The organism is Pararhizobium sp. DWP3-4 (assembly GCF_049898205.1).
Taxonomy (GTDB): Bacteria; Pseudomonadota; Alphaproteobacteria; order Rhizobiales; family Rhizobiaceae; genus Pararhizobium.
Map to the genome: position 1 here is coordinate 73,726 of NZ_JAFCXF010000006.1, position 18,305 is coordinate 92,030.

Here is an 18,305-nt window from a genome sequence, read left to right on the forward strand (position 1 = left end):
TATGAACACGGCCCCACGGCGACCCGTTGAACGCCAAAGCCTTCCAGGTCACACTGCGGCAGCTGTATAGCCAGTTGAGGGGCGAAATGGAAATCTCGATTGTCGACAGGGCGTATGCGGCGCAGAATCTGGACCGGCTTGCAACGATACTCGTCCAAAGCGTCGAAGATGGCGCGGTCGTCGGATTTGTCCTGCCCTTCAGCCGCGAGCAGTCAGAGGCCTATTGGCTGAGTGTTTTCAACGCCATTGCCGAACAAGAACGATTGCTTTTCTGCGCCACGATCGACGGGCAGATCGTCGGAATGGTCCAGCTATATCTGTCCCCGGAACCGAATGCTCCGCATCGGGCGGAGATTTTCAAATTGCTCGTCCACCGTGATTTCCAGGGTAGAGGTGTCGGTACCGCGCTGATGTTGGCTGTAGAGACGGAAGCTGTACGGCTAGTGCGTTCGCTCCTTATTCTCGATACGGTTTTGGGTGGGGCCGGGGAACGGCTTTATCGCCGTTTGGGCTGGCGGGAAATCGGCGTTGTTCCTCACCATTTTGTCGATCCTCACGGGGCTGCCAAGGCATCCGTCTATTTCATGAAATTTCTTGATTGCGGCCGGGACGATGCGTGACCCAATGCCAAGAAGCCGTTCCGGTACGGAATCAAATCCGTTTCTGCCCCGAATCGATCTTGCCCAAAGGCACGGAACGAAGGTGAGAGAGCTTGATTCAATGCTTTTCCGAGAAAAAGAGGCCGAGATAGTGTATTGCCTATGGTATCCCGCTTGAAGGTTTACTAAATCCTGTTGCAAGGAAATTTGGCGACCGCCGGGCAGCCGGTTTCGACGCGCCTATTCAACAGGACATTCTGCAAGTATGAAACGTGATCTTTACGAAACGCTCGGCGTTGCGAAAACAGCAGACGAGAAGGAGCTCAAGAGCGCTTTCCGCAAACTTGCAATGAAGTATCATCCGGACAAGAACCCTGGCGATGCGGAAGCTGAAAAGACGTTCAAGGAGATCAGTCTAGCCTACGAGATGCTCAAGGACCCGCAGAAGCGGGCAGCCTATGACCGCTACGGTCACGCAGCGTTCGAACAGGGCGGCATGGGCGGCGGCGGCGCTGGCATGGGCGGTGGTGCCGGCGGGTTCTCCGATATTTTCGAAGACATCTTTGGCGAGATGATGGGCGGCGGCCGGCAGCGGCGCTCGTCTGGCGGCCGCGAGCGTGGTGCCGATCTGCGCTACAATATGGAAATCTCGCTCGAAGAGGCCTATGCCGGCAAGACGGCGCAGATCCGTGTGCCGACCTCGATCACCTGCGATGTCTGCACCGGCTCGGGTGCCAAGCCCGGCACCAAGCCGACCACCTGCGCCACCTGCCAGGGTTCCGGCCGTGTGCGTGCCGCCCAGGGCTTCTTCTCGATCGAGCGCACCTGCCCGACCTGTCAGGGCCGCGGCCAGACGATTGCCGACCCGTGTGGCAAGTGCCACGGCCAGGGCCGCATCACTGAAGAGCGTTCGCTCTCGGTCAATATCCCGGCCGGCATCGAGGACGGCACCCGTATCCGCCTGTCCGGCGAGGGTGAAGCCGGTCTGCGTGGCGGGCCTTCCGGCGATCTCTATATTTTCCTGTCGGTAAAGCCGCATGAGTTCTATCAGCGCGACGGCGCCGATCTTTATTGCAGCGTGCCGATCTCGATGACGACGGCAGCCCTTGGCGGCAAGTTCGATGTGGCGACGCTCGATGGTACCAAGTCGCGGGTTTCGGTGCCGGAAGGCACACAGGCTGGCAAGCAGTTCCGCCTGAAGGCCAAGGGGATGCCGGTGCTGCGCTCCAGCCAGATGGGTGATCTCTATATCCAGATCCAGATCGAGACGCCGCAGCAGCTGACCAAGCGCCAGCGCGAGCTGCTGAAGGAGTTCGAGGAGCTGTCGTCGAAGGAAAACAATCCGGAATCGGCGGGCTTCTTCTCCCGCATGAAGGATTTCTTCGACATCGAGTGATCGCCGCAATCGGCGACTGGCCGAACGGATAATTGGCAATATATGATAGCCGGAGGCAGCGATGCCTCCGGCTTTTTTGTCTGCGGCCAGTCCTGCAGCCACGCTGTATCCCAACGCGAAAGGTGCGCCATGACCTACGAACTCTATTATTGGGACGGCATCCCCGGCCGGGGTGAGTTCGTTCGTCTGGCGCTGGAACAGGCGGGTGCGGACTACATCGATGTCGCCCGCAATGACGGCGGCATGGCACGGATGATGGCGATGATGAAGACCAGGACGGCGGGCGTTACGCCGCTTGCCCCGCCTTTCCTGAAGGATGGAGACCTCGTCATCTCCCACGCCGCCAATATCCTGCTTTATTTGGGTAATCGGCTGGCTCTCGCGCCCGAAGACGAGGCTGGGCGGATAACCGCGCATGGGCTGCAACTCAGCATCACGGATTTCGTCGCTGAAATCCACGACGTCCATCATCCGATCGGCGTGTCGCTCTATTACGAGGACCAGAAGGACGAGGCGCTGCGTCGCGCCGGGAATTTTCGCGAAGAACGGCTACCGAAATTCCTTGGCTATTTCGAAGGGCAGCTGGCGAAGAACAGCCAAGGGCAGGTACATGCCTTGGGCGAAACACTGACCTATGTCGATCTGTCGCTGTTCCACCTCATCGAGGGGCTGCGTTATGCTTTTCCAGCCGCGATGACGGCGGTAGAGCCGGACTTTCCGCTCCTTGTTACGCTGAATGCGCAGGTTCGCGAGTTATCGCGGATCAAGGCCTATCTGACCTCGGAACGGCGGCTTGCCTTCAACGAACAGGGCATCTTCCGCTATTATCCGGAGCTCGACCGGCGTTAAAGCCGCTTACTCCATCACCGCGCTGTGGTCGATTGCCGGCGGAGCCTTCGGCTTGCGCAGCAGGAAGACCAGCGGCATCACCGCCAGCGACATGATCATCAGCAGCTTGAAGTCGTCCATATAGGCGATGATCGTCGCCTGCAGCGTGACGATATTGTCGAGCGAAGCACGCCCGACGGCAGTCATCGGATCGAACCCCGCAGCCGCCGGTGCCTGGAAGGCATGGTTGAACGGGGTGACATAAGCAGCGATCGAAGCATGATTGATCTGGGTGTTTTCAATCAGCAACGCGGAGACGACAGCGATGCCGACACTGGAGCCGATATTGCGGGAGAGATTGTAGAGCCCGGTGCCATCGCCACGCATTTCGGCCGGCAGCGTCGCAAAGGCGATCGTCGTCAGCGGCACGAACAGAAAGCCGAGCCCGGCGCCCTGAATGAAGCCGACGGAGATGATCGTCCACTGCGAGACATCCGGCGTCCAGCCGATCATGTCGTACATCGCCCAGGCGGTGATCGCCAATCCGGTGAACAGCAGGATGCGCGTATCGACCTTGCCGATCAGGCGGCCGACGACGAACATGCAGACCATCGTTCCGAGCCCGCGCGGCCCCATGACGATGCCGGCGGTGACGACGGGATAGCCCATCAGCGATTGCAGATAGGGCGTCATCAGCGCCAGCGAGGCCAGATAGGTGACGCCGACGACGAAGATGAACAGCATGCTGACGGCAAAGTTCTGGTCGAGGAAAAGGCGCGGATTGATGAAGGATTTTTCCGTCGTCAGCGTATGGATCACCAGCAGATAAAACGCACTGGCGCAGACGATGGCTTCGATCAGGATTTCGCCCGAAGAAAACCAGTCGAGCTGGCCGCCGCGATCGAGGAAAAGCTGCAGCGAGGCGATGCCGAGGCTAAGCATGCCGAAGCCGAACCAGTCGAGTTTCGCCTGCGTGTCCAGCCTGGTTTCCTTGACGAAGATGCTGATGCCGGCAAAGGCCAGCGCACCGATCGGCACGTTGATGTAGAACACCCAGCGCCAGCTGATATTTTCCGTCAGCCAGCCGCCAATGACCGGGCCGAGCACCGGGCCGACCATCACCGAGACGCCAAACAGCGCCATCGCCGATCCGCGTTCCTCGACCGAATAGATGTCAAGCAGGATGCCCTGCGACAGGGGAACGAGCGCTGCGCCGAACAGGCCTTGCAGCAGGCGGAAACCGACGATCTGCGGCAGCGATTGGGCGAGGCCGCAAAGCACCGAAGCCGCGACGAAGCCGACGATCGCCACCAGCAGAACCCGCTTGCGGCCGAACTTCGCCGCCAGAAACCCGGACGGCGGCGTCATGATCGCGGCGGCGACTATGTAGGAAGTCAGCACCCAGTTGATCTGGTCCGCGCTCGCCGCCACGCTGCCCTGAATGTAGGGCAGCGCCACATTGGCGATGGTCGTGTCCAGCGCCTGCATGATTACCGCAAGGATGATGCAGGCGGTGATGGCGCCGCGATTGGCGACGGGCGTCGTGGCGGCAGAGGCTATGCTGCTCATGGCCGTTACTCTTGGGCGTGGGCGGTCGAATGGCCGAGAAGTTTCTGGATCATGTCCGGCATTCCGCGCGCACGGCCGGTATCGACGGCAACCAGCGTGCTCATGCCGACACGCAGCGGCGGCTTGCCGGCGGTGTCGTCGATCGTCACCCGCATCGGAATGCGCTGCACCACCTTTACCCAGTTGCCGGACGTATTCTGTGCCGGCAGCAGCGCGAAGCTGGCGCCGGAAGCCGGGCTGACGCTGGCGACCTTGCCCTTCCATTCGATCCCCGGATAGGTATCGACGGTGATGGTCACCGGCTGGCCCGGCTTCACATAGGTAAGCTCGGTTTCCTTCGGATTGGCCGCGATCCACATGTTCTTGGTCGAGACCAGCGAGAAGGCCTGCTGTGCTGCATCCAGATAGCTGCCGGGTTGCAGCGCGTTGACATTGGTGACGACGCCGTCAACGGTGCCCGCACCGTCGTGTCGTCCAACTGGCGTTGTGCGTCGTCCACGGCCGATTTGGCTTCGAGATAGAGCGGGTTTCGCTCAATCGGCTGATTGGCATCGCCGCCCAGCTGGGCCAGCGTCGTTGCGGCCTGGGCCTTGGCAACCGTCACCTTCTGCTTGGCGGCGTCGAGATCGTGCTTGGCCTGGTCATAGGTTGCATGCGACGCGGCAGCATTGGTGATCAGGGTCGGCTGCCGGTCGAAAGCGGTCTGGTAATAGGGAATGTCGGCCTCGACCTGGGCAATCTGCGCCAGCGTCTGGGCGTAGCTCGCCTTGAGGTTCAAAAGTTCGTTGCGGGAGGCGGCGAGCTTGGCCTCAGCCCCTTCCAAGGCGATGCGGAACGAATCCGGCTTCAACTGGAATAGAACCTGTCCGGCCTTGACCGTTTCATTCTCGTGCACATTGACGGTGGCAACGGTACCGGCAACATCGGTCGAAACGCCGACCATGTCCGCCTGCAGATAGGCGTTGTCGGTTTCCATAATCTGGCCGCCGGTCACATAGAAGTAGCCGCCGGCAATCAGCGCGATCGGCAGCAGTGCAAACAGGATCGGCCGCTTCAGGCTGCGGCGGCGGCGAACGATGCCGGCGGCAGGGGCAGGATCGGCAGATGCCGGAGGTGCGGTGTTGATCTTTGCTTCGGCTGTCACAGCTTCGGACGTTTCAGGGGCGGTGATATTGGCATTGGCGGGTACGCGGAGGGAGTCAGCCATGGTGGGTTTCTTTATCGGCCGGCGCGCGGCAGGCCTGCAGGAGGTTGGATTTCATCAGGTCGAGAATGGTGACGAGTTTTTCACGGTCCTCATCGGGAATGTCTTGCAAGGCTTCGGAACGCGTTGCGTCGCCGATGGCGCGCATATCGGACAAAAGCCCCCTTGCCAGTTCGGTTGTGTAGAGAAGCGAGATGCGTCGGTCGGTCTCGTGGCGTCGCCGTTCGATGAAGCCGCGCTCGGCAAGCTTGTCGAGCACCCGCATCAGGGTAATCGGTTCGATTTCCAGGAGTTCGGCAAGACCGCTCTGATGGATGCCTTCGTTGCGTGCCAAATAGGCGATCGTCTGCCATTGCGAGCGTGTCAGGCCCATGTGTTTCGCGCGTTGCTCGAAGCGCTTGCGCAGCAGGCGGGCTACGTCGTGAAGCAGAAAACCCAGGGTAGGGGTGAGGTTCATGGATTGAGTGCCATATCATTAGCATGCATAAGATAAGCAATCTTATTTGAGTATTCGCACCTGCGCAATCAGGCATGTGTGCGCTGCGGTAATTTTTCTGCCACATCTCGGTGATCTGCGGCGCCATGGCCTCGGACGTGACGCTAACCGATGTTCCGCCTTGCCATCGGCGTCCTCTCGGCTTAGCTCTCACCCCAACGCAAACCGGATTCCCCATGCCGCACAAGGTTTCTCTTTCCCGTCTGAAGCTCAGTGATTTTCGCAATTATGCGGGACTATCGCTCGATCTCGACACCCGCCATGTGGTGCTGACCGGCGAGAACGGTGCGGGCAAGACCAATTTGATGGAAGCCGTTTCCTTCCTGTCGCCGGGGCGCGGGCTGCGCCGTGCCGCCTATGCCGATGTGGCGCGGGTCGGAGCAGAGACGGGCTTCTCGGTGTTTGCAGAGCTTGAGGGCATGGACGGCCCGGTTGAGATCGGTACGGGCACTGCAGGCACCGACGAAGGCCAGACACGCCGCCTTCGGTTGAACGGGACGACGGTCAAGACGGTCGATGAACTTCTCGATCATTTGCGCGTGCTCTGGCTGACACCGGCCATGGACGGCCTGTTCACCGGCGGCTCTGGTGACCGCCGCCGCTTTCTCGACCGGCTTGTGCTGTCGCTCGATCCGGAACACGGCCGCCGCGCCACCGATTACGAGCGCGCCATGCGCAGCCGCAACAAGCTTTTGTCGGAAGGGCGCCCGGATCCGGTCTGGTTGACGGGCCTTGAGCGCCAGATGGCAGAGCTTGGCATCTCGATGGCCCTAGCGCGGCAGGAAATGCTCGGTCTTTTGGCGGGGCTGGTGGATCGCAATCATGAAGGCGGCGTGTTCCCGGCCGCTGACCTGGCGCTCTCCGGTTTTCTCGACGGCGAATGGCATCGCCCGGCCTTCGATCTGGAAGAGCAATATCTGGAAATGATGAGGGCTGGCCGATACCGCGACGCCGCCGCAGGCCGCACGCTCGATGGCCCCCACCGCAGCGATCTGTTGATCCGTCACCGTGCCAAAAACATGGAAGCCGCGCGGTGCTCGACCGGCGAACAGAAAGCGCTTCTCGTTGGCCTGATCCTCGCCCATGCCCGCCTGGTCGGCAATATGACCGGCCATTCGCCGGTATTGCTGCTCGATGAGATCGCCGCCCATCTCGACGAAGGCAGGCGGGCGGCGCTGTTCGATCTTGTCGACGATCTCGGCGGCCAGGCGTTCATGACCGGCACCGACCAGTCGATGTTTTCAGCCCTTGGCGACCGTGCGCGTTATCTCACCGTTGCCAACGGCACCGTTTCCGGGTGAGAGTTCGATATCATGAGCAAACAACCTCTGAATGCCGAAGAAATCCAGCGCTATGCCCGCCACATCATCCTGCCGGAAATCGGTGGGGCCGGGCAGCAGGCGCTGAAGGCGGCTCGGGTGCTGGTCATCGGTGCCGGTGGCCTTGGTGCGCCGGTCCTGCAATATCTCGCCGGCGCCGGTGTCGGCACGCTGGGCATCGTCGATGACGATACTGTTTCGCTGTCGAACCTGCAGCGTCAGGTCATCCATGGCACCCCCGATATCGGCCGTACCAAAGCTGACAGCGCCACGGATGCACTCCAGCGGATCAATCCGCATGTGGATGTAATTCGGCATGTGGAGCGGCTGGAGGCGGCCAATGCTGACACCTTGTTTTCCGCCTATGACATTGTTGTCGATGGCTCCGACAATTTCACCACCCGCTATCTCGCCGCCGATACGGCGGAGCGTCTGGAAATCACCTTGGTGACGGCCGCCGTCGGCCGCTTCGATGGGGCGCTGACTGTTCTCCAGCCGTGGAAGAAGGCGGCCGATGGCCGCCAGAATCCGGGCTATCGCGATCTCTTTCCCGAACCGCCGCCGCCGGGTGTCGTGCCCTCCTGCGCCGAAGCCGGTATCGTTGGCGCGTTGACCGGCGTTATCGGTACATTGCAGGCTATGGAAGGCATCAAGGTCATCACCGGCGCTGGTGAGCCACTCATTGGCCGCCTGCTGATGTATGACGGGCTCGCCGCACGGTTCGAGACCATCAAATACAGCCGGAGAACGCGGTGAACCTCGTCCCGATCGATGAAACGTTCGGCAATTGGGACGCGCTTCTGGCGCTCATCCTTGCCTCCTTCACCTATATGCAGCCCCGCATCGATCCGCCATCGTCTGCACTGCTGCTGACCCTACCGTTGCTGATGGAAAAGGCGCGGGTTGAGAAAGCCTATGCAGCTATCGAGAACGGTCAATTGCTGGGCTGTATCTTCTGCAAGCCGGAACCGCCGGATTGTCTCTATATCGGCAAGCTTGCCGTTGCTCCGGATGCGCAGGGTAAGGGTATAGGGCGGCTATTGTTGCAGGCGGCCGAAGCCTACGCTGTCGCATGCGGACTGCCCTGCCTGCGCCTCGAAATGCGAATCGAGCTTACGGAAAACCACCTTGTCTTCGCGAAGTGGGGCTTTGTCCGCACTGCGGAAGGCTGCCATCCCGGTTTTTCCCGTCCGACCTTCGTCGAGATGCGGAAGACGCTCTGAGGGATCAATCGCGGCCGGGCAGGACACGATCCGGGGGGCGGTGGCCGTCAAAGAAGGTGCGGATATTGATCACCACCTTGTCGCCCATGTCGATGCGGCCCTCAAGCGTTGCCGAACTCATGTGCGGCAAGAGCACCACCTTGCCTTCGCTGGCAAGCTTGACGAGCTTCGGGTTGACGGCCGGTTCGTTCTCGAACACGTCGAGCCCGGCGCCGGCAATCTTGCCTTCACGCAGGCATTTGATCAGCGCGACTTCATCGACGATGCTGCCGCGGGCCGTATTGACGATGTAGCTGGTCGGCTGCATCAGCGCCAGCCGTCGTGCCGAAAGCAGGTGGTAGGTCGCTGGTGTCGACGGACAATTGACCGAAACGATATCGACGCGGGCGAGCATCTGGTCGAGGCTATCCCAATAGGTCGCCTCCAGTTTTTCCTCGGTCTCGGTGCTGACGCGATGGCGATTGTGGTAATGGATCGACAACCCGAAAGCCTTGGCGCGTCGAGCGACGGCAGTGCCGATCCGGCCCATGCCGACAATGCCGATGCGCTTGCCGGAAATACGGCGCCCGAGCATCCAGGTCGGTGACCAGCCGGCCCATTCGCCCTTGCGGTCGGTCAGGATATTGGCCCCTTCCGTCAGCCGGCGCGGAACGGCGAGAATGAGTGCCAGCGTCATGTCGGCGGTATCTTCGGTCAACACGTTTGGCGTGTTGGTCACGGTTATGCCATGGCGCGCGGCGGCATCGACATCGATATGGTCGACGCCGTTGGAAAAGCTGGCGATTAGTTTCAGCTGCGGTCCGGCCTGTTCGATCAGTGCGGCGTCAATCCGGTCGGTAAGGGTCGGAACGAGGACATCTGCCCGCTTCACGGCTGCCACCAGTTCGGGCTGCGTGCGCGGCGTGTCGTCGATGTTGAGCTCAGCGTCGAACAGTTCGCGCATGCGCGTCTCGACGACATCGGGCAGTTTGCGGGTGATGTAGACCTTGGGTTTTTTCTTCGCGGTCATTGCTGCCTGCTTCGCCTTGTTGACGGGTTTTTAACCAAGATGAGTGATCGTTCTCCCTGCAGTTCCATTTTCTACCAGACCCGGTGGGGAAGACAAACAAAACTCGAGATGTTCCCAGACGATTTGCTTGTCTTCGACGGGTTCGGTCAGAGATTTAGCTGCAAGCTTCTGAATTTTTTTGGAAAATGGATTTTGTCATGCGTCAGTTCCTTTCCAGGCTCGCTTTCGCCACCGCAGTCACCTTGTCACTCGTCGCAATCGAGGCAGCACCGGCTTTTGCCCAGGCGGCCAAGGGTGCCAGCGGGCTGCCATTGCCCCGCTTCGTCAGCCTGAAATCCAAGAGCGTCAATCTTCGCGTTGGCCCGAGTGTCGATTATGCCGTTGCCTGGCGTTATCTCAAGTCGGGTGTGCCGGTCGAAGTGACCCAGGAATATGACAATTGGCGCAAGATCCGCGATGCCGATGGCACCGAGGGCTGGGTCAACCAGGCGCTGCTGTCCGGCGACCGGACGGCCGTTGCTGCCCCATGGATGCGTGGCAAGGGCGAGGGCGTCTTCGTCAACATGCGGCGCGACCCGCAATCGGGCGGCGCCATCGTCGCACGGATTGAGCCGGGCGTCGTCGTTCATGTCGGCGAGTGCAACGGCGAATGGTGCCGCGCCGAAGCGCAAGGCACCGATGGCTGGATTTCTCAGGGCGAAATCTGGGGCGCGTATCCGGGCGAAGCCTTCAAGTAGGGATTGCGCGACGGCAAACCGGTCAGAGCAGACCGGCTTGCTTAGCGGCTGCAGACAGCGAGATCATCGGGCGCGGGCCGATCTGCTCGATGACGATGCCAGCCGCAAGGCTGCCGAGCTTGCCGCAATCGGCCAATGACCGTCCCGTCGTATAACCATGCAGGAAACCGGCGGCGTAGAGATCGCCCGCACCTGTCGTATCGACAACGCGGTTGACCGTCGTCGCCTCGACTTTGACCCGCTCGTCACCCTTGACGATGATCGAGCCTTCCTCGCTCAACGTTACTGCGGCCAGCTTGCAATCTTTCGAGATCATCGACAGCGCCTGCTCGAAGTCTTCCGTCTCGTATAGCGCCAAGGCCTCGGCGCGGTTTGCAAAGACGATGTCGACGGTGCCGGAGCGCATCAGGTCGAGGAATTCTGCCCGGTAGCGATGGACGCAGAAGCTGTCGGACAGCGTCATCGCAACTTCACGGCCGTTCTCATGGGCAATGCGGGCGCATTCGCGGATGGCGTCCTTGGCGAGCGGCGGGTCCCACAGATAGCCTTCGAAATAGGTGACGGCCGCGTCTGCAACCACCGACGGCTCGACATCATCTGGTCCGAGTTCGACGCAGGCGCCAAGATAGGTGTTCATCGAGCGCTCGCCGTCCTCGGTGACGAAGATCATCGAGCGGGCGGTCGGCGGAAGATCATCGAGCGGCTTTGTCTCGAAATGCACACCTTGGGCACGGATGTCATGGGTGAAGATCTCGCCCAGCTGGTCGTTGGCCACCTTGCCGAAATAGGCGGCCCGGCCGCCGAGATTGGCAATGCCCGCAGCGGTATTGCCGGCGCTGCCACCGGACGCTTCGAGTGCCGGTCCCATGCGCGAATAGAGCAGTTCTGCCCTGTCGGCATCGATCAGGTTCATCGCGCTCTTGATGATGCCGTTGTGGACCAGGAATGCGTCGTCGCAGCGCGCAATGATATCCACAATCGCATTGCCGATCGTGAGCACGTCGAATTTTGTCATCCGGAACCGCCTGGAATGTTTGTGTCAGTCGGTGTCCGGTAATAGCGGATTTCCAGCAGTTTGGAAGTGGAAAGCGAAAAAGAGCGTCTACACGGAAATTTTACTTGATATAGGAAACGATCGTTTCCTATATGGCCTGCATGGAAACCAATGCAGAAACACCACAGGACCAACGCCCGCGCGGTCGCCCCCGGGAGTTCGACACAGATGCGGCCCTGGAGCACGCCATCGATGTTTTCTCGGTTCGCGGTTACCACGGCACGTCCATCAGCGATCTTTCGGATGCGATGCAGTTGACGCCCGGCAGCATCTACAAGGCCTTCAAGGACAAGCGCGGCATCCTGCTCGCTGCGTTCGACCGCTACCGTGTTTTGCGCAACACGAAGCTCATGGCGGCGATTACGCCCATTCCGCTCGGCCGCGACAAGATCAAAGCCGCGCTGCAGTTTTATGCCGAGGCAGCACATGGCGAGCTCGGCCAGCGTGGTTGTCTCGTCGTTGCGACTGCGGCGGAACTGGCCGCATCGGATCCGGTTGCTGCAGAGCGCGTCGATGTCGCCCACGCCAGCAACGAAGCGATCATGAAGAATTGCATTCTGCTGGGCCAGTCGGATGGATCCGTATCCACCAGTGTCGATGCCGGGGATACCGCCCGCGCGCTGCTTTGCCTGCTGCAGGGCATGCGCATCGTCGGGAAAACCGGCCGCAGCCGCCCTGAGATGATGGCGGTTACCGATGTGGCGATGAAGCTGTTGGGCTGACCGTTTTTGATTTTTTGAATTTGGACTTTGGAGACGACCGTGACCAGTATCGCATGCCGGGGTGAAATTGTTTCAGAACCCAAAACCCCAGAACCCAAAACTTCCGAATCCAAGGCTCAAGAATCCAAAGCCATGTCATCGTCGATGATGTTCCTTCTGGCCGCTTCCTGCGGCCTGATCGCTGCCAACCTCTATTACGCGCAGCCTTTGATTGGCCCGATCAGCGCGTCGCTGGGTCTTTCTCCCGGAGCGGCAGGATTGATTGTGACGCTGACGCAGATCGGTTATGGCCTCGGCCTTCTGCTGATCGTGCCCCTGGGCGATCTCTTCGAAAATCGCAAGCTGATCCTTTCGGTGATGGCGCTGGGAACAGTTGCGGTGATCGGCGCCGGGCTCGCCTCGACGCCGCTACCGTTTTTGGCCTCGGCGTTTTTCATCGGGCTAGGCTCCGTCGCCATCCAGATCATCGTGCCTTATGCGGCGCATATGGCACCGGAGGCGCATCGCGGACAGGCTGTCGGCAATGTCATGAGCGGCCTGATGGTCGGCATCATGCTGGCGCGTCCGGCCTCGAGCTTCATTGCCGAGTTCCTGCCCTGGCATATGGTCTTCTTCATCTCGGCAGCAGTGCTGGTCATTCTGGCCGCAGTGCTGGCGCGCTCCCTGCCGCCGCGCATTCCGCAGACGGGATTGAGCTACGGCGCGCTGCTGGCTTCGATGGGGAGGTTGGTCGCAACCACGCCGATGCTGCGCCGCCGCTCGCTGTATCACGCCTTCATGTTCGCTGCCTTCAGCCTGTTCTGGACGACAACGCCGTTGCTGCTGTCCGGGCCGGAATTCGGCCTGTCGCAGGGGCAGATCGCGCTGTTCGCGTTGGCCGGTGCCGCGGGTGCCATCGCCGCACCCATTAGCGGGCGTCTTGCAGACAAGGGCTGGAGTTTTCCGGCAACGCGCCTGTCGATGATTTCCGTCGCGGCAGCCTTCATCATCACCCATATCGCGCCGGCCGGGTCACTGTGGGCACTCGGCCTTCTCACCTTCGCCGCCATCCTCCTGGATTTTGGCGTCGTGACCAATCTGGTTATGGGCCAGCGCGCCATCTTCATGCTCGGCGCGGAGTATCGCAGCCGCCTGAATGGGCTATATATGGCGACGTTCTTTGCCGGCGGCGCCGTAGGGTCGGCACTCGGCGGCTGGCTTTACGCGCAAGGCGGCTGGTGGGCCACCTCGATGCTCGGCCTGGCACTGCCGATCGCGGCACTCCTCTATTCGCTGACGGAACGCAGGCCGGTTTCGGCCTGAGTGCGATCAGGCCGGCAGGATGGACGCATCATACAGGGCCGCAAATTCCGCCGTTGGCGGGATCGGCTTGATCACGTCGATCAACACACCGTTCGGATCGGCGGTGATGAAATGCCGCTGGCCGAAATCCTCATCGCGCAGCGTTAGGAGGATCGGCAGGCCTGAGGCCTGGAATTGCGCATAGACTGCATCCGGATCCTCGACCTCGAAATTGAGCAGAAGCCCACAAACGGTCCCGCGTCCACTTTCCGGGATTGTCTCGTGACTGCCGTCGAGAATGGCCAGCGTCACATGCTCGTTCTCAGTTGATTGCAGGTGCATATACCAGTCAGCCGTAAACAGCGCTTTGAAGCCGAAATGCCGGATATAGAATTCGGCCGTGCCCTGAACGTCGCCGGTCATGATGACGGGATAGTAGCTGGTGATTTTCATGGCTTTTCCTCCGTGCGAAATTATCATACATTCTGCATGTTTTTGTAAATAACATACATGCAGATTGTATGTAAAGGTGGAAAATGCGACGCAGCAACAAGGATCGGACCGATAGCATGCGCCTCGCCCTGATGGCGGCGGCGCGCGGGCTATTCGTCGAAAAAGGCTATGCCGATACGGCGACCCCTGAGATCGCCAGCGCCGCTGGCGTGACGCGCGGCGCGCTCTATCATCATTTCGAGGATAAGAAGGCGTTGTTTGCGGCCGTCGTCGCTGACGAAGCCCGCCAGGTAGGCGTCGAGATCGAGGCTAAAGCCGCCGGATCCAGCAACGCCCGCGAAGCTCTGCTGGACGGCGCACGTGGCTATTTCGATGCAATGGCTGTGCCCGGCCGCACACGCCTTCTGCTGCTTGAAGGCCCCGCCATTCTCGGACTTCACAGTCTGCAGGGCATAGACGCTGAGCATGCGGAGGGGAGCTTGAAGGCTGGCCTCGCAAATCTGTTTGCAGCAACCGGCAAGGACCCCGCATTGCTGGGCGCATTTGCTCAGCTTTTCTCCGCTGCCTTCGACCGCGCAGCGCTGGCGATCGAGGCCGGCGGCAGGCGTGATGATTATGAGGCGGCGATCGCCGCCCTGATTGACGGCATTTCCGTCAGATGATCTGCGCCGGCAGCTCGACCAGCGGTGCCGGCATTTCGCTGGTCTTTTCGGCCGCCTTGCAGATATCGGCAATGACGCAGCGCTGGCATTCCGGCTTGCGCGCCTTGCAGCAATAGCGCCCGTGCAGGATCAGCCAGTGATGGGCATGGTAGAGATAGTGACCGGGGATGATCTGCATCAGCTGGTGTTCGATCTCGTTCGGGGTCTTCCCCGGTGCCAGACAGAGCCGGTTGGCGATGCGGAAAATATGCGTATCGACCGCCATCGTCGCCTGGCCGAACGCCATGGAGAGCACCACATTGGCGGTCTTGCGGCCAACGCCGGGCAAGGTGATCAGTTCCTCGCGGGTGCGCGGCACTTCGCCGCCGAATTCGGCGATCAGTTTTTCGCTGAGCGCTATGACGTTCTTGGCCTTGTTGCGGTAAAGCCCGATAGACTTGATATGTTCGCGAACCTGCTCCTCGCCGAGCTCAACCATCTTTTCCGGCGTGTCGGCAATGGCGAAAAGCGCCCGCGTCGCCTTGTTGACGCCGGCATCCGTCGCCTGCGCCGACAGTGCCACCGCAACAACCAGCGTGAACGGATTGACGTGTTCCAGCTCGCCCTTCGGCTCGGGCCGCTGGATCGAGAAACGGCGGAAAATCTCCTCGATCTCTTCCCTGCTGTAGATCGTCTTCGGCTTTATCGTGGCGCGGCCGGTTGTCGCGGATTTTGTTTTCGCCGGCTTGACCGCTGATTTTGGTTTCACGTTTTTCATGATGCATCTATAGTCATTCGCCATGAATGATGGCAACGCCGAGATGTCGAGTGAGGAGCAGCCGGTTTTCGCCGCCGAGCTGACACCCTACCGTTCGCTCGGAATAAAGGGTTTCAAGGTTTTCCTGTTCATCGCTGCCCTGATGAGCCTCGTCCATATCTTCGTTTTCGTCGTCATCGGAGCCTGGCCGATCGTCTTTTTCTTCGGGCTGGATTTCCTGCTGCTGTTCGGTGCGTTCTGGCTGAATTATCGCTCCGCCCGCGCCCGCGAGGAAATCCGCATTTCGCGCACCGATGTTTCCGTGCGCAAGTTCAACCCGGCCGGCCGGATGACCGAGCACCGGTTCAACCCTTTCTGGACGCGGTTCAACATTTCCCGTCATCAAGAGATAGGCATCGTCTCGATGCAGCTCAGCGACCGGCAGCGCACCACCGATATCGGCTCTTCCCTCAACCGCGATGACCGCGAGACATTCGCCGCCGCCTTTTCCGGTGCCTTGGCGACGGTGAAACGCCGATAGAACAAGAATCGGGTGGCGATGACCCGCTTCGAGTGTTTATCTCTGGTCTTAAGGAGATACGCTGATGGATACCAAGACATCGATTCCCACCGACATCACGCCGCACGGCAGCGATTACGAGACCGTCAGCCGCGTCGTCGAACTGTTGACCGAGAATTATCGCGATCAGCCGTCTCTCGACGCCATTGCCAGTGATCTCGGTCAGTCGCCGACGCAGCTTCAGAAGACCTTTACCCGCTGGGCCGGGCTGTCGCCAAAGGCGTTTCTCCAGGCCGTGACGCTTGACCATGCCAAGCGCCTGCTGCGCCAGGAAGAATTGCCGCTTTTGGAGACCAGTTTCGAACTCGGCCTCTCAGGGCCTTCGCGTCTGCATGATCTGTTCGTCACCCACGAGGCGATGTCGCCGGGCGAGTGGAAGCAACGCGGCGGCGGGTTGACGATTCGATATGGTTTCCATCCCTGCCCATTCGGCGTGGCGCTGGTGATGGTTACCGATCGCGGCTTGGCCGGTCTGGCTTTCAACGATGCCGGCGATGAAAAAGCCAGCTTCGAGGATATGGCCAGCCGCTGGCCGAATGCCCAGTTTATCGAGGACAGCGCATCAACCGCCGGCTACGCGGCTCGTATTTTCGATGCCAGGGAATGGAGCGCGCAAGAGCCGTTGCGCGTCGTGCTGATCGGCTCCGATTTCCAGATCCGCGTCTGGGAATCGCTGTTGAAGATCCCGATGGGCAAGGCGGTCACCTATTCCGACATTGCCTGCGATATCGGCCAGCCCACCGCCTCGCGCGCTGTCGGTGCCGCCGTCGGCCGCAACCCGATCTCGTTCGTCGTTCCCTGCCATCGGGCACTCGGCAAGAGCGGTGCCTTGACCGGCTATCACTGGGGCCTCACCCGCAAGCGGGCGATGCTCGGCTGGGAGGCCGGCAAGGTCTGACAGGAAAGGGGCCGCTTGCGCGGCCCTTTTCATTGAGTTCGATCCATCAGGACGCTCAATGCGCGCCGGACATATCGCCAAGCACTTCCTTGGAAGCGACGGTGGAATCGGCCTTCAGCTTGTAGACCATCGGCACGCCGGTCGCGAGGTTGACCGAGAGGATCTGTTCGCGGTCAAGCCGGTCGAGAACCATCAGTAGCGAGCGCAGCGAATTGCCGTGCGCGGCAACGAGAACTTTTTCTCCGGCCAGCACGCGCGGCAGGATGTCGGTCATGTAATAGGGCCAGACGCGGGCGCCGGTGTCCTTCAGGCTTTCGCCACCTGGCGGCGGTACGTCGTAGGAGCGGCGCCAGATATGCACCTGCTCTTCGCCCCACTTGGCGCGGGCGTCGTCCTTGTTGAGACCGGACAGATCGCCGTAGTCGCGCTCGTTCAGCGCCTGGTCCTTGATGGTTTCCAGATCGGGCTGGCCGAGATTGTCGAGGATGAGCTTCAGCGTATGCTGCGCGCGCGTCAGCACCGATGTGAAGGCGACGTCGAACTTGATGCCGTAATCTGCCAGCGCCTTTCCGCCGGCATTGGCTTCCTCGATGCCAAGCGGCGTCAGGTCGGGGTCCTTCCAGCCGGTAAACAAGTTCTTCAGGTTCCAGTCGCTCTGGCCGTGACGCACAAGGACGAGGGTGCCGCTCATAGAAGTTCCTCCGGGGAGTTTTAGGGGTCAGGACAGCCCGAGCACGTCGAGCATGGAATAGAAGCCGGGTTTCTGGTTGCGTGCCCAGAGTGCAGCGGTAATGGCGCCCCGGGCAAAGATTGCCCGGTCGGTCGCCGAATGGGACAATGTCACCTGCTCGCCTTCGCCTGCAAGGATGACGGAATGCTCGCCGATGACGGAGCCGCCGCGCAATGTGGCAAAGCCGATGGCGCCAGTGACACGTGCGCCGGTATGGCCGTCGCGCACCCGCACCGAATGTTCGGCAAGGTCGATCTCGCGGCCTCTGGCGGCTGCTTCGCCAAGCAGCAGTGCCGTTCCGGACGGCGCGTCGACCTTGTGCTTGTGGTGCATTTCGAGGATTTCGATGTCCCAGTTTTCCGGCCCAAGCGCGCGGGCCGCCTGCTGTGTCAGCACGCCGAGGAGGTTGACGCCGAGGCTCATATTGCCGGATTTGACGATCCGGGCATGCCGCCCGGCCGCCTTGAATTTTTCCTCATCGTCCAATGAGCAACCGGTCGTGCCGATGACATGGACGATGCGGGCCTGCGCCGCGAGGCCGGCAAAATCCACCGAGGAGGCAGGCGCGGTGAAATCGAGCACGCCTTCCGCCTCGACAAAGGCTTCGAGCGGTTTGTCGGTGACGATGACACCGGTCGATCCAAGCCCGGCAATCTCGCCGGCATCGCGGCCGATGAAGGCCGAACCCGGCCGTTCGACGGCGGCAAAGACGGTCGCGCCCGGCATGGCATGGATGGTGCGGATCAGCGTCTGGCCCATCCGGCCTGCGGCACCGACCACCACGAGTTTCATGTCTGTCCCGCTCATGC

General features: G+C 60.9%; 20 protein-coding genes and 1 pseudogene. 12 read left to right on the forward strand and 9 right to left on the reverse strand.

The annotated features are described in order from the left end of the window. Positions 1–26: 26 nt before the first annotated feature. From ACP7E6_RS16465 to ACP7E6_RS16475, 3 genes are all read left to right on the forward strand, one after another. Positions 27–620, forward strand: coding sequence for a GNAT family N-acetyltransferase (locus tag ACP7E6_RS16465; protein WP_426230836.1), 594 nt, complete (start codon positions 27–29; stop codon positions 618–620). 244 nt (positions 621–864) lie between these two features. Next, positions 865–1,995 (forward strand): molecular chaperone DnaJ, encoded by a 1,131-nt coding sequence (dnaJ, locus tag ACP7E6_RS16470; protein ID WP_426230837.1) that lies wholly within the window; start codon positions 865–867, stop codon positions 1,993–1,995. Positions 1,996–2,124: 129 nt separating this feature from the next. Next, positions 2,125–2,844: a glutathione S-transferase gene (locus ACP7E6_RS16475; RefSeq protein WP_426230838.1), complete on the forward strand. Its 720-nt coding sequence runs from the start codon at positions 2,125–2,127 to the stop codon at positions 2,842–2,844. Between the two features lie 6 nt (positions 2,845–2,850). On the opposite strand, the gene ACP7E6_RS16480 is transcribed toward ACP7E6_RS16475, so the two are convergent. From ACP7E6_RS16480 to ACP7E6_RS16490, 3 genes and pseudogenes are all read right to left on the reverse strand, one after another. Next, complete coding sequence (locus ACP7E6_RS16480; protein WP_426230839.1) at positions 2,851–4,392, reverse strand: DHA2 family efflux MFS transporter permease subunit; 1,542 nt, start codon at positions 4,390–4,392, stop codon at positions 2,851–2,853. Positions 4,393–4,397: 5 nt separating this feature from the next. After that, a pseudogene (locus ACP7E6_RS16485) lies at positions 4,398–5,599 on the reverse strand (HlyD family secretion protein). Then, a complete protein-coding gene (locus ACP7E6_RS16490; protein WP_426230840.1) occupies positions 5,592–6,053 on the reverse strand; it encodes a MarR family winged helix-turn-helix transcriptional regulator in 462 nt (153 codons plus the stop codon). The pseudogene ACP7E6_RS16485 and the gene ACP7E6_RS16490 overlap by 8 nt, the downstream one beginning before the upstream one ends. Positions 6,054–6,268: 215 nt before the next feature. On the opposite strand from ACP7E6_RS16490, the gene recF reads away from it, so the two are divergent. From recF to ACP7E6_RS16505, 3 genes are read left to right on the forward strand one after another with little or no spacing between them, the layout of a single operon-like run. Then, complete coding sequence (gene recF, locus ACP7E6_RS16495; RefSeq protein WP_426230841.1) at positions 6,269–7,393, forward strand: DNA replication/repair protein RecF; 1,125 nt, start codon at positions 6,269–6,271, stop codon at positions 7,391–7,393. A 12-nt stretch (positions 7,394–7,405) separates the two neighbouring features. Beyond that, positions 7,406–8,167 (forward strand): molybdopterin-synthase adenylyltransferase MoeB, encoded by a 762-nt coding sequence (gene moeB / locus ACP7E6_RS16500; RefSeq protein ID WP_426230842.1) that lies wholly within the window; start codon positions 7,406–7,408, stop codon positions 8,165–8,167. Further along, a complete protein-coding gene (locus ACP7E6_RS16505; RefSeq protein ID WP_426230843.1) occupies positions 8,164–8,634 on the forward strand; it encodes a GNAT family N-acetyltransferase in 471 nt (156 codons plus the stop codon). The genes moeB and ACP7E6_RS16505 overlap by 4 nt, the downstream gene beginning before the upstream one ends. Before the next feature lie 4 nt (positions 8,635–8,638). Here ACP7E6_RS16505 and ACP7E6_RS16510 read toward each other — a convergent pair whose 3' ends face one another. Then, a complete protein-coding gene (locus ACP7E6_RS16510) occupies positions 8,639–9,643 on the reverse strand; it encodes a 2-hydroxyacid dehydrogenase (RefSeq protein ID WP_426230844.1) in 1,005 nt (334 codons plus the stop codon). Between the two features lie 197 nt (positions 9,644–9,840). Between ACP7E6_RS16510 and ACP7E6_RS16515 the strand changes: the two genes are divergently transcribed. Beyond that, positions 9,841–10,380 carry an SH3 domain-containing protein gene (locus ACP7E6_RS16515; RefSeq protein ID WP_426230845.1) on the forward strand — a complete coding sequence of 180 codons (540 nt, stop codon included), beginning with the start codon at positions 9,841–9,843 and terminating at the stop codon, positions 10,378–10,380. 22 nt (positions 10,381–10,402) lie between these two features. On the opposite strand, the gene ACP7E6_RS16520 is transcribed toward ACP7E6_RS16515, so the two are convergent. Beyond that, positions 10,403–11,395, reverse strand: a complete 993-nt coding sequence (locus ACP7E6_RS16520) for an adenosine kinase (RefSeq protein ID WP_426230846.1) — start codon at positions 11,393–11,395, stop codon at positions 10,403–10,405. Positions 11,396–11,535: 140 nt separating this feature from the next. On the opposite strand from ACP7E6_RS16520, the gene ACP7E6_RS16525 reads away from it, so the two are divergent. Together ACP7E6_RS16525 and ACP7E6_RS16530 are read left to right on the forward strand one after the other, a co-directional pair. After that, positions 11,536–12,156, forward strand: a complete 621-nt coding sequence (locus ACP7E6_RS16525; protein ID WP_426230847.1) for a TetR/AcrR family transcriptional regulator — start codon at positions 11,536–11,538, stop codon at positions 12,154–12,156. A 132-nt stretch (positions 12,157–12,288) separates the two neighbouring features. Then, complete coding sequence (locus tag ACP7E6_RS16530; protein ID WP_426230848.1) at positions 12,289–13,458, forward strand: MFS transporter; 1,170 nt, start codon at positions 12,289–12,291, stop codon at positions 13,456–13,458. Positions 13,459–13,464: 6 nt separating this feature from the next. Here the strand turns inward: ACP7E6_RS16530 and ACP7E6_RS16535 are convergent, their stop codons facing one another. Beyond that, positions 13,465–13,890, reverse strand: a complete 426-nt coding sequence (locus ACP7E6_RS16535; protein WP_426230849.1) for a VOC family protein — start codon at positions 13,888–13,890, stop codon at positions 13,465–13,467. An 83-nt stretch (positions 13,891–13,973) separates the two neighbouring features. On the opposite strand from ACP7E6_RS16535, the gene ACP7E6_RS16540 reads away from it, so the two are divergent. Then, entirely contained in the window at positions 13,974–14,552 is a 579-nt protein-coding gene (locus ACP7E6_RS16540) for a TetR/AcrR family transcriptional regulator (protein WP_426230850.1), read from the forward strand. Here ACP7E6_RS16540 and nth read toward each other — a convergent pair. Then, complete coding sequence (nth, locus tag ACP7E6_RS16545) at positions 14,545–15,309, reverse strand: endonuclease III (RefSeq protein WP_426230851.1); 765 nt, start codon at positions 15,307–15,309, stop codon at positions 14,545–14,547. The genes ACP7E6_RS16540 and nth overlap by 8 nt on opposite strands. Positions 15,310–15,331: 22 nt before the next feature. Between nth and ACP7E6_RS16550 the strand changes: the two genes are divergently transcribed. Both ACP7E6_RS16550 and ACP7E6_RS16555 read left to right on the forward strand, forming a co-directional pair. Further along, entirely contained in the window at positions 15,332–15,829 is a 498-nt protein-coding gene (locus tag ACP7E6_RS16550; RefSeq protein WP_426230852.1) for a DUF2244 domain-containing protein, read from the forward strand. Between the two features lie 64 nt (positions 15,830–15,893). Next, a complete protein-coding gene (locus ACP7E6_RS16555) occupies positions 15,894–16,766 on the forward strand; it encodes a methylated-DNA--[protein]-cysteine S-methyltransferase (protein WP_426230853.1) in 873 nt (290 codons plus the stop codon). 55 nt (positions 16,767–16,821) lie between these two features. On the opposite strand, the gene ACP7E6_RS16560 is transcribed toward ACP7E6_RS16555, so the two are convergent. Together ACP7E6_RS16560 and dapB are read right to left on the reverse strand one after the other, a co-directional pair. Then, entirely contained in the window at positions 16,822–17,457 is a 636-nt protein-coding gene (locus ACP7E6_RS16560) for a 2,3-bisphosphoglycerate-dependent phosphoglycerate mutase (protein ID WP_060637854.1), read from the reverse strand. Positions 17,458–17,484: 27 nt separating this feature from the next. After that, positions 17,485–18,303, reverse strand: coding sequence for a 4-hydroxy-tetrahydrodipicolinate reductase (gene dapB, locus ACP7E6_RS16565; RefSeq protein WP_426230854.1), 819 nt, complete (start codon positions 18,301–18,303; stop codon positions 17,485–17,487). Positions 18,304–18,305: the final 2 nt, after the last annotated feature.

Bases quoted from the DNA above. Each gene is read 5' to 3' on its own strand.
- ACP7E6_RS16480 (WP_426230839.1), bottom strand. From the start codon at position 4,392: ATGAGCAGCATAGCCTCTGCCGCCACGACGCCCGTCGCCAATCGCGGC.
- ACP7E6_RS16525 (WP_426230847.1), top strand. From the start codon at position 11,536: ATGGAAACCAATGCAGAAACACCACAGGACCAACGCCCGCGCGGTCGC.
- dnaJ (WP_426230837.1), top strand. From the start codon at position 865: ATGAAACGTGATCTTTACGAAACGCTCGGCGTTGCGAAAACAGCAGAC.
- ACP7E6_RS16475 (WP_426230838.1), top strand. From the start codon at position 2,125: ATGACCTACGAACTCTATTATTGGGACGGCATCCCCGGCCGGGGTGAG.
- ACP7E6_RS16520 (WP_426230846.1), bottom strand. From the start codon at position 11,395: ATGACAAAATTCGACGTGCTCACGATCGGCAATGCGATTGTGGATATC.
- dapB (WP_426230854.1), bottom strand. From the start codon at position 18,303: ATGAGCGGGACAGACATGAAACTCGTGGTGGTCGGTGCCGCAGGCCGG.
- ACP7E6_RS16490 (WP_426230840.1), bottom strand. From the start codon at position 6,053: ATGAACCTCACCCCTACCCTGGGTTTTCTGCTTCACGACGTAGCCCGC.
- ACP7E6_RS16555 (WP_426230853.1), top strand. From the start codon at position 15,894: ATGGATACCAAGACATCGATTCCCACCGACATCACGCCGCACGGCAGC.
- nth (WP_426230851.1), bottom strand. From the start codon at position 15,309: ATGAAAAACGTGAAACCAAAATCAGCGGTCAAGCCGGCGAAAACAAAA.
- ACP7E6_RS16560 (WP_060637854.1), bottom strand. From the start codon at position 17,457: ATGAGCGGCACCCTCGTCCTTGTGCGTCACGGCCAGAGCGACTGGAAC.
- moeB (WP_426230842.1), top strand. From the start codon at position 7,406: ATGAGCAAACAACCTCTGAATGCCGAAGAAATCCAGCGCTATGCCCGC.
- ACP7E6_RS16550 (WP_426230852.1), top strand. From the start codon at position 15,332: ATGAATGATGGCAACGCCGAGATGTCGAGTGAGGAGCAGCCGGTTTTC.
- ACP7E6_RS16510 (WP_426230844.1), bottom strand. From the start codon at position 9,643: ATGACCGCGAAGAAAAAACCCAAGGTCTACATCACCCGCAAACTGCCC.
- recF (WP_426230841.1), top strand. From the start codon at position 6,269: ATGCCGCACAAGGTTTCTCTTTCCCGTCTGAAGCTCAGTGATTTTCGC.
- ACP7E6_RS16535 (WP_426230849.1), bottom strand. From the start codon at position 13,890: ATGAAAATCACCAGCTACTATCCCGTCATCATGACCGGCGACGTTCAG.
- ACP7E6_RS16530 (WP_426230848.1), top strand. From the start codon at position 12,289: ATGTCATCGTCGATGATGTTCCTTCTGGCCGCTTCCTGCGGCCTGATC.
- ACP7E6_RS16540 (WP_426230850.1), top strand. From the start codon at position 13,974: ATGCGACGCAGCAACAAGGATCGGACCGATAGCATGCGCCTCGCCCTG.
- ACP7E6_RS16515 (WP_426230845.1), top strand. From the start codon at position 9,841: ATGCGTCAGTTCCTTTCCAGGCTCGCTTTCGCCACCGCAGTCACCTTG.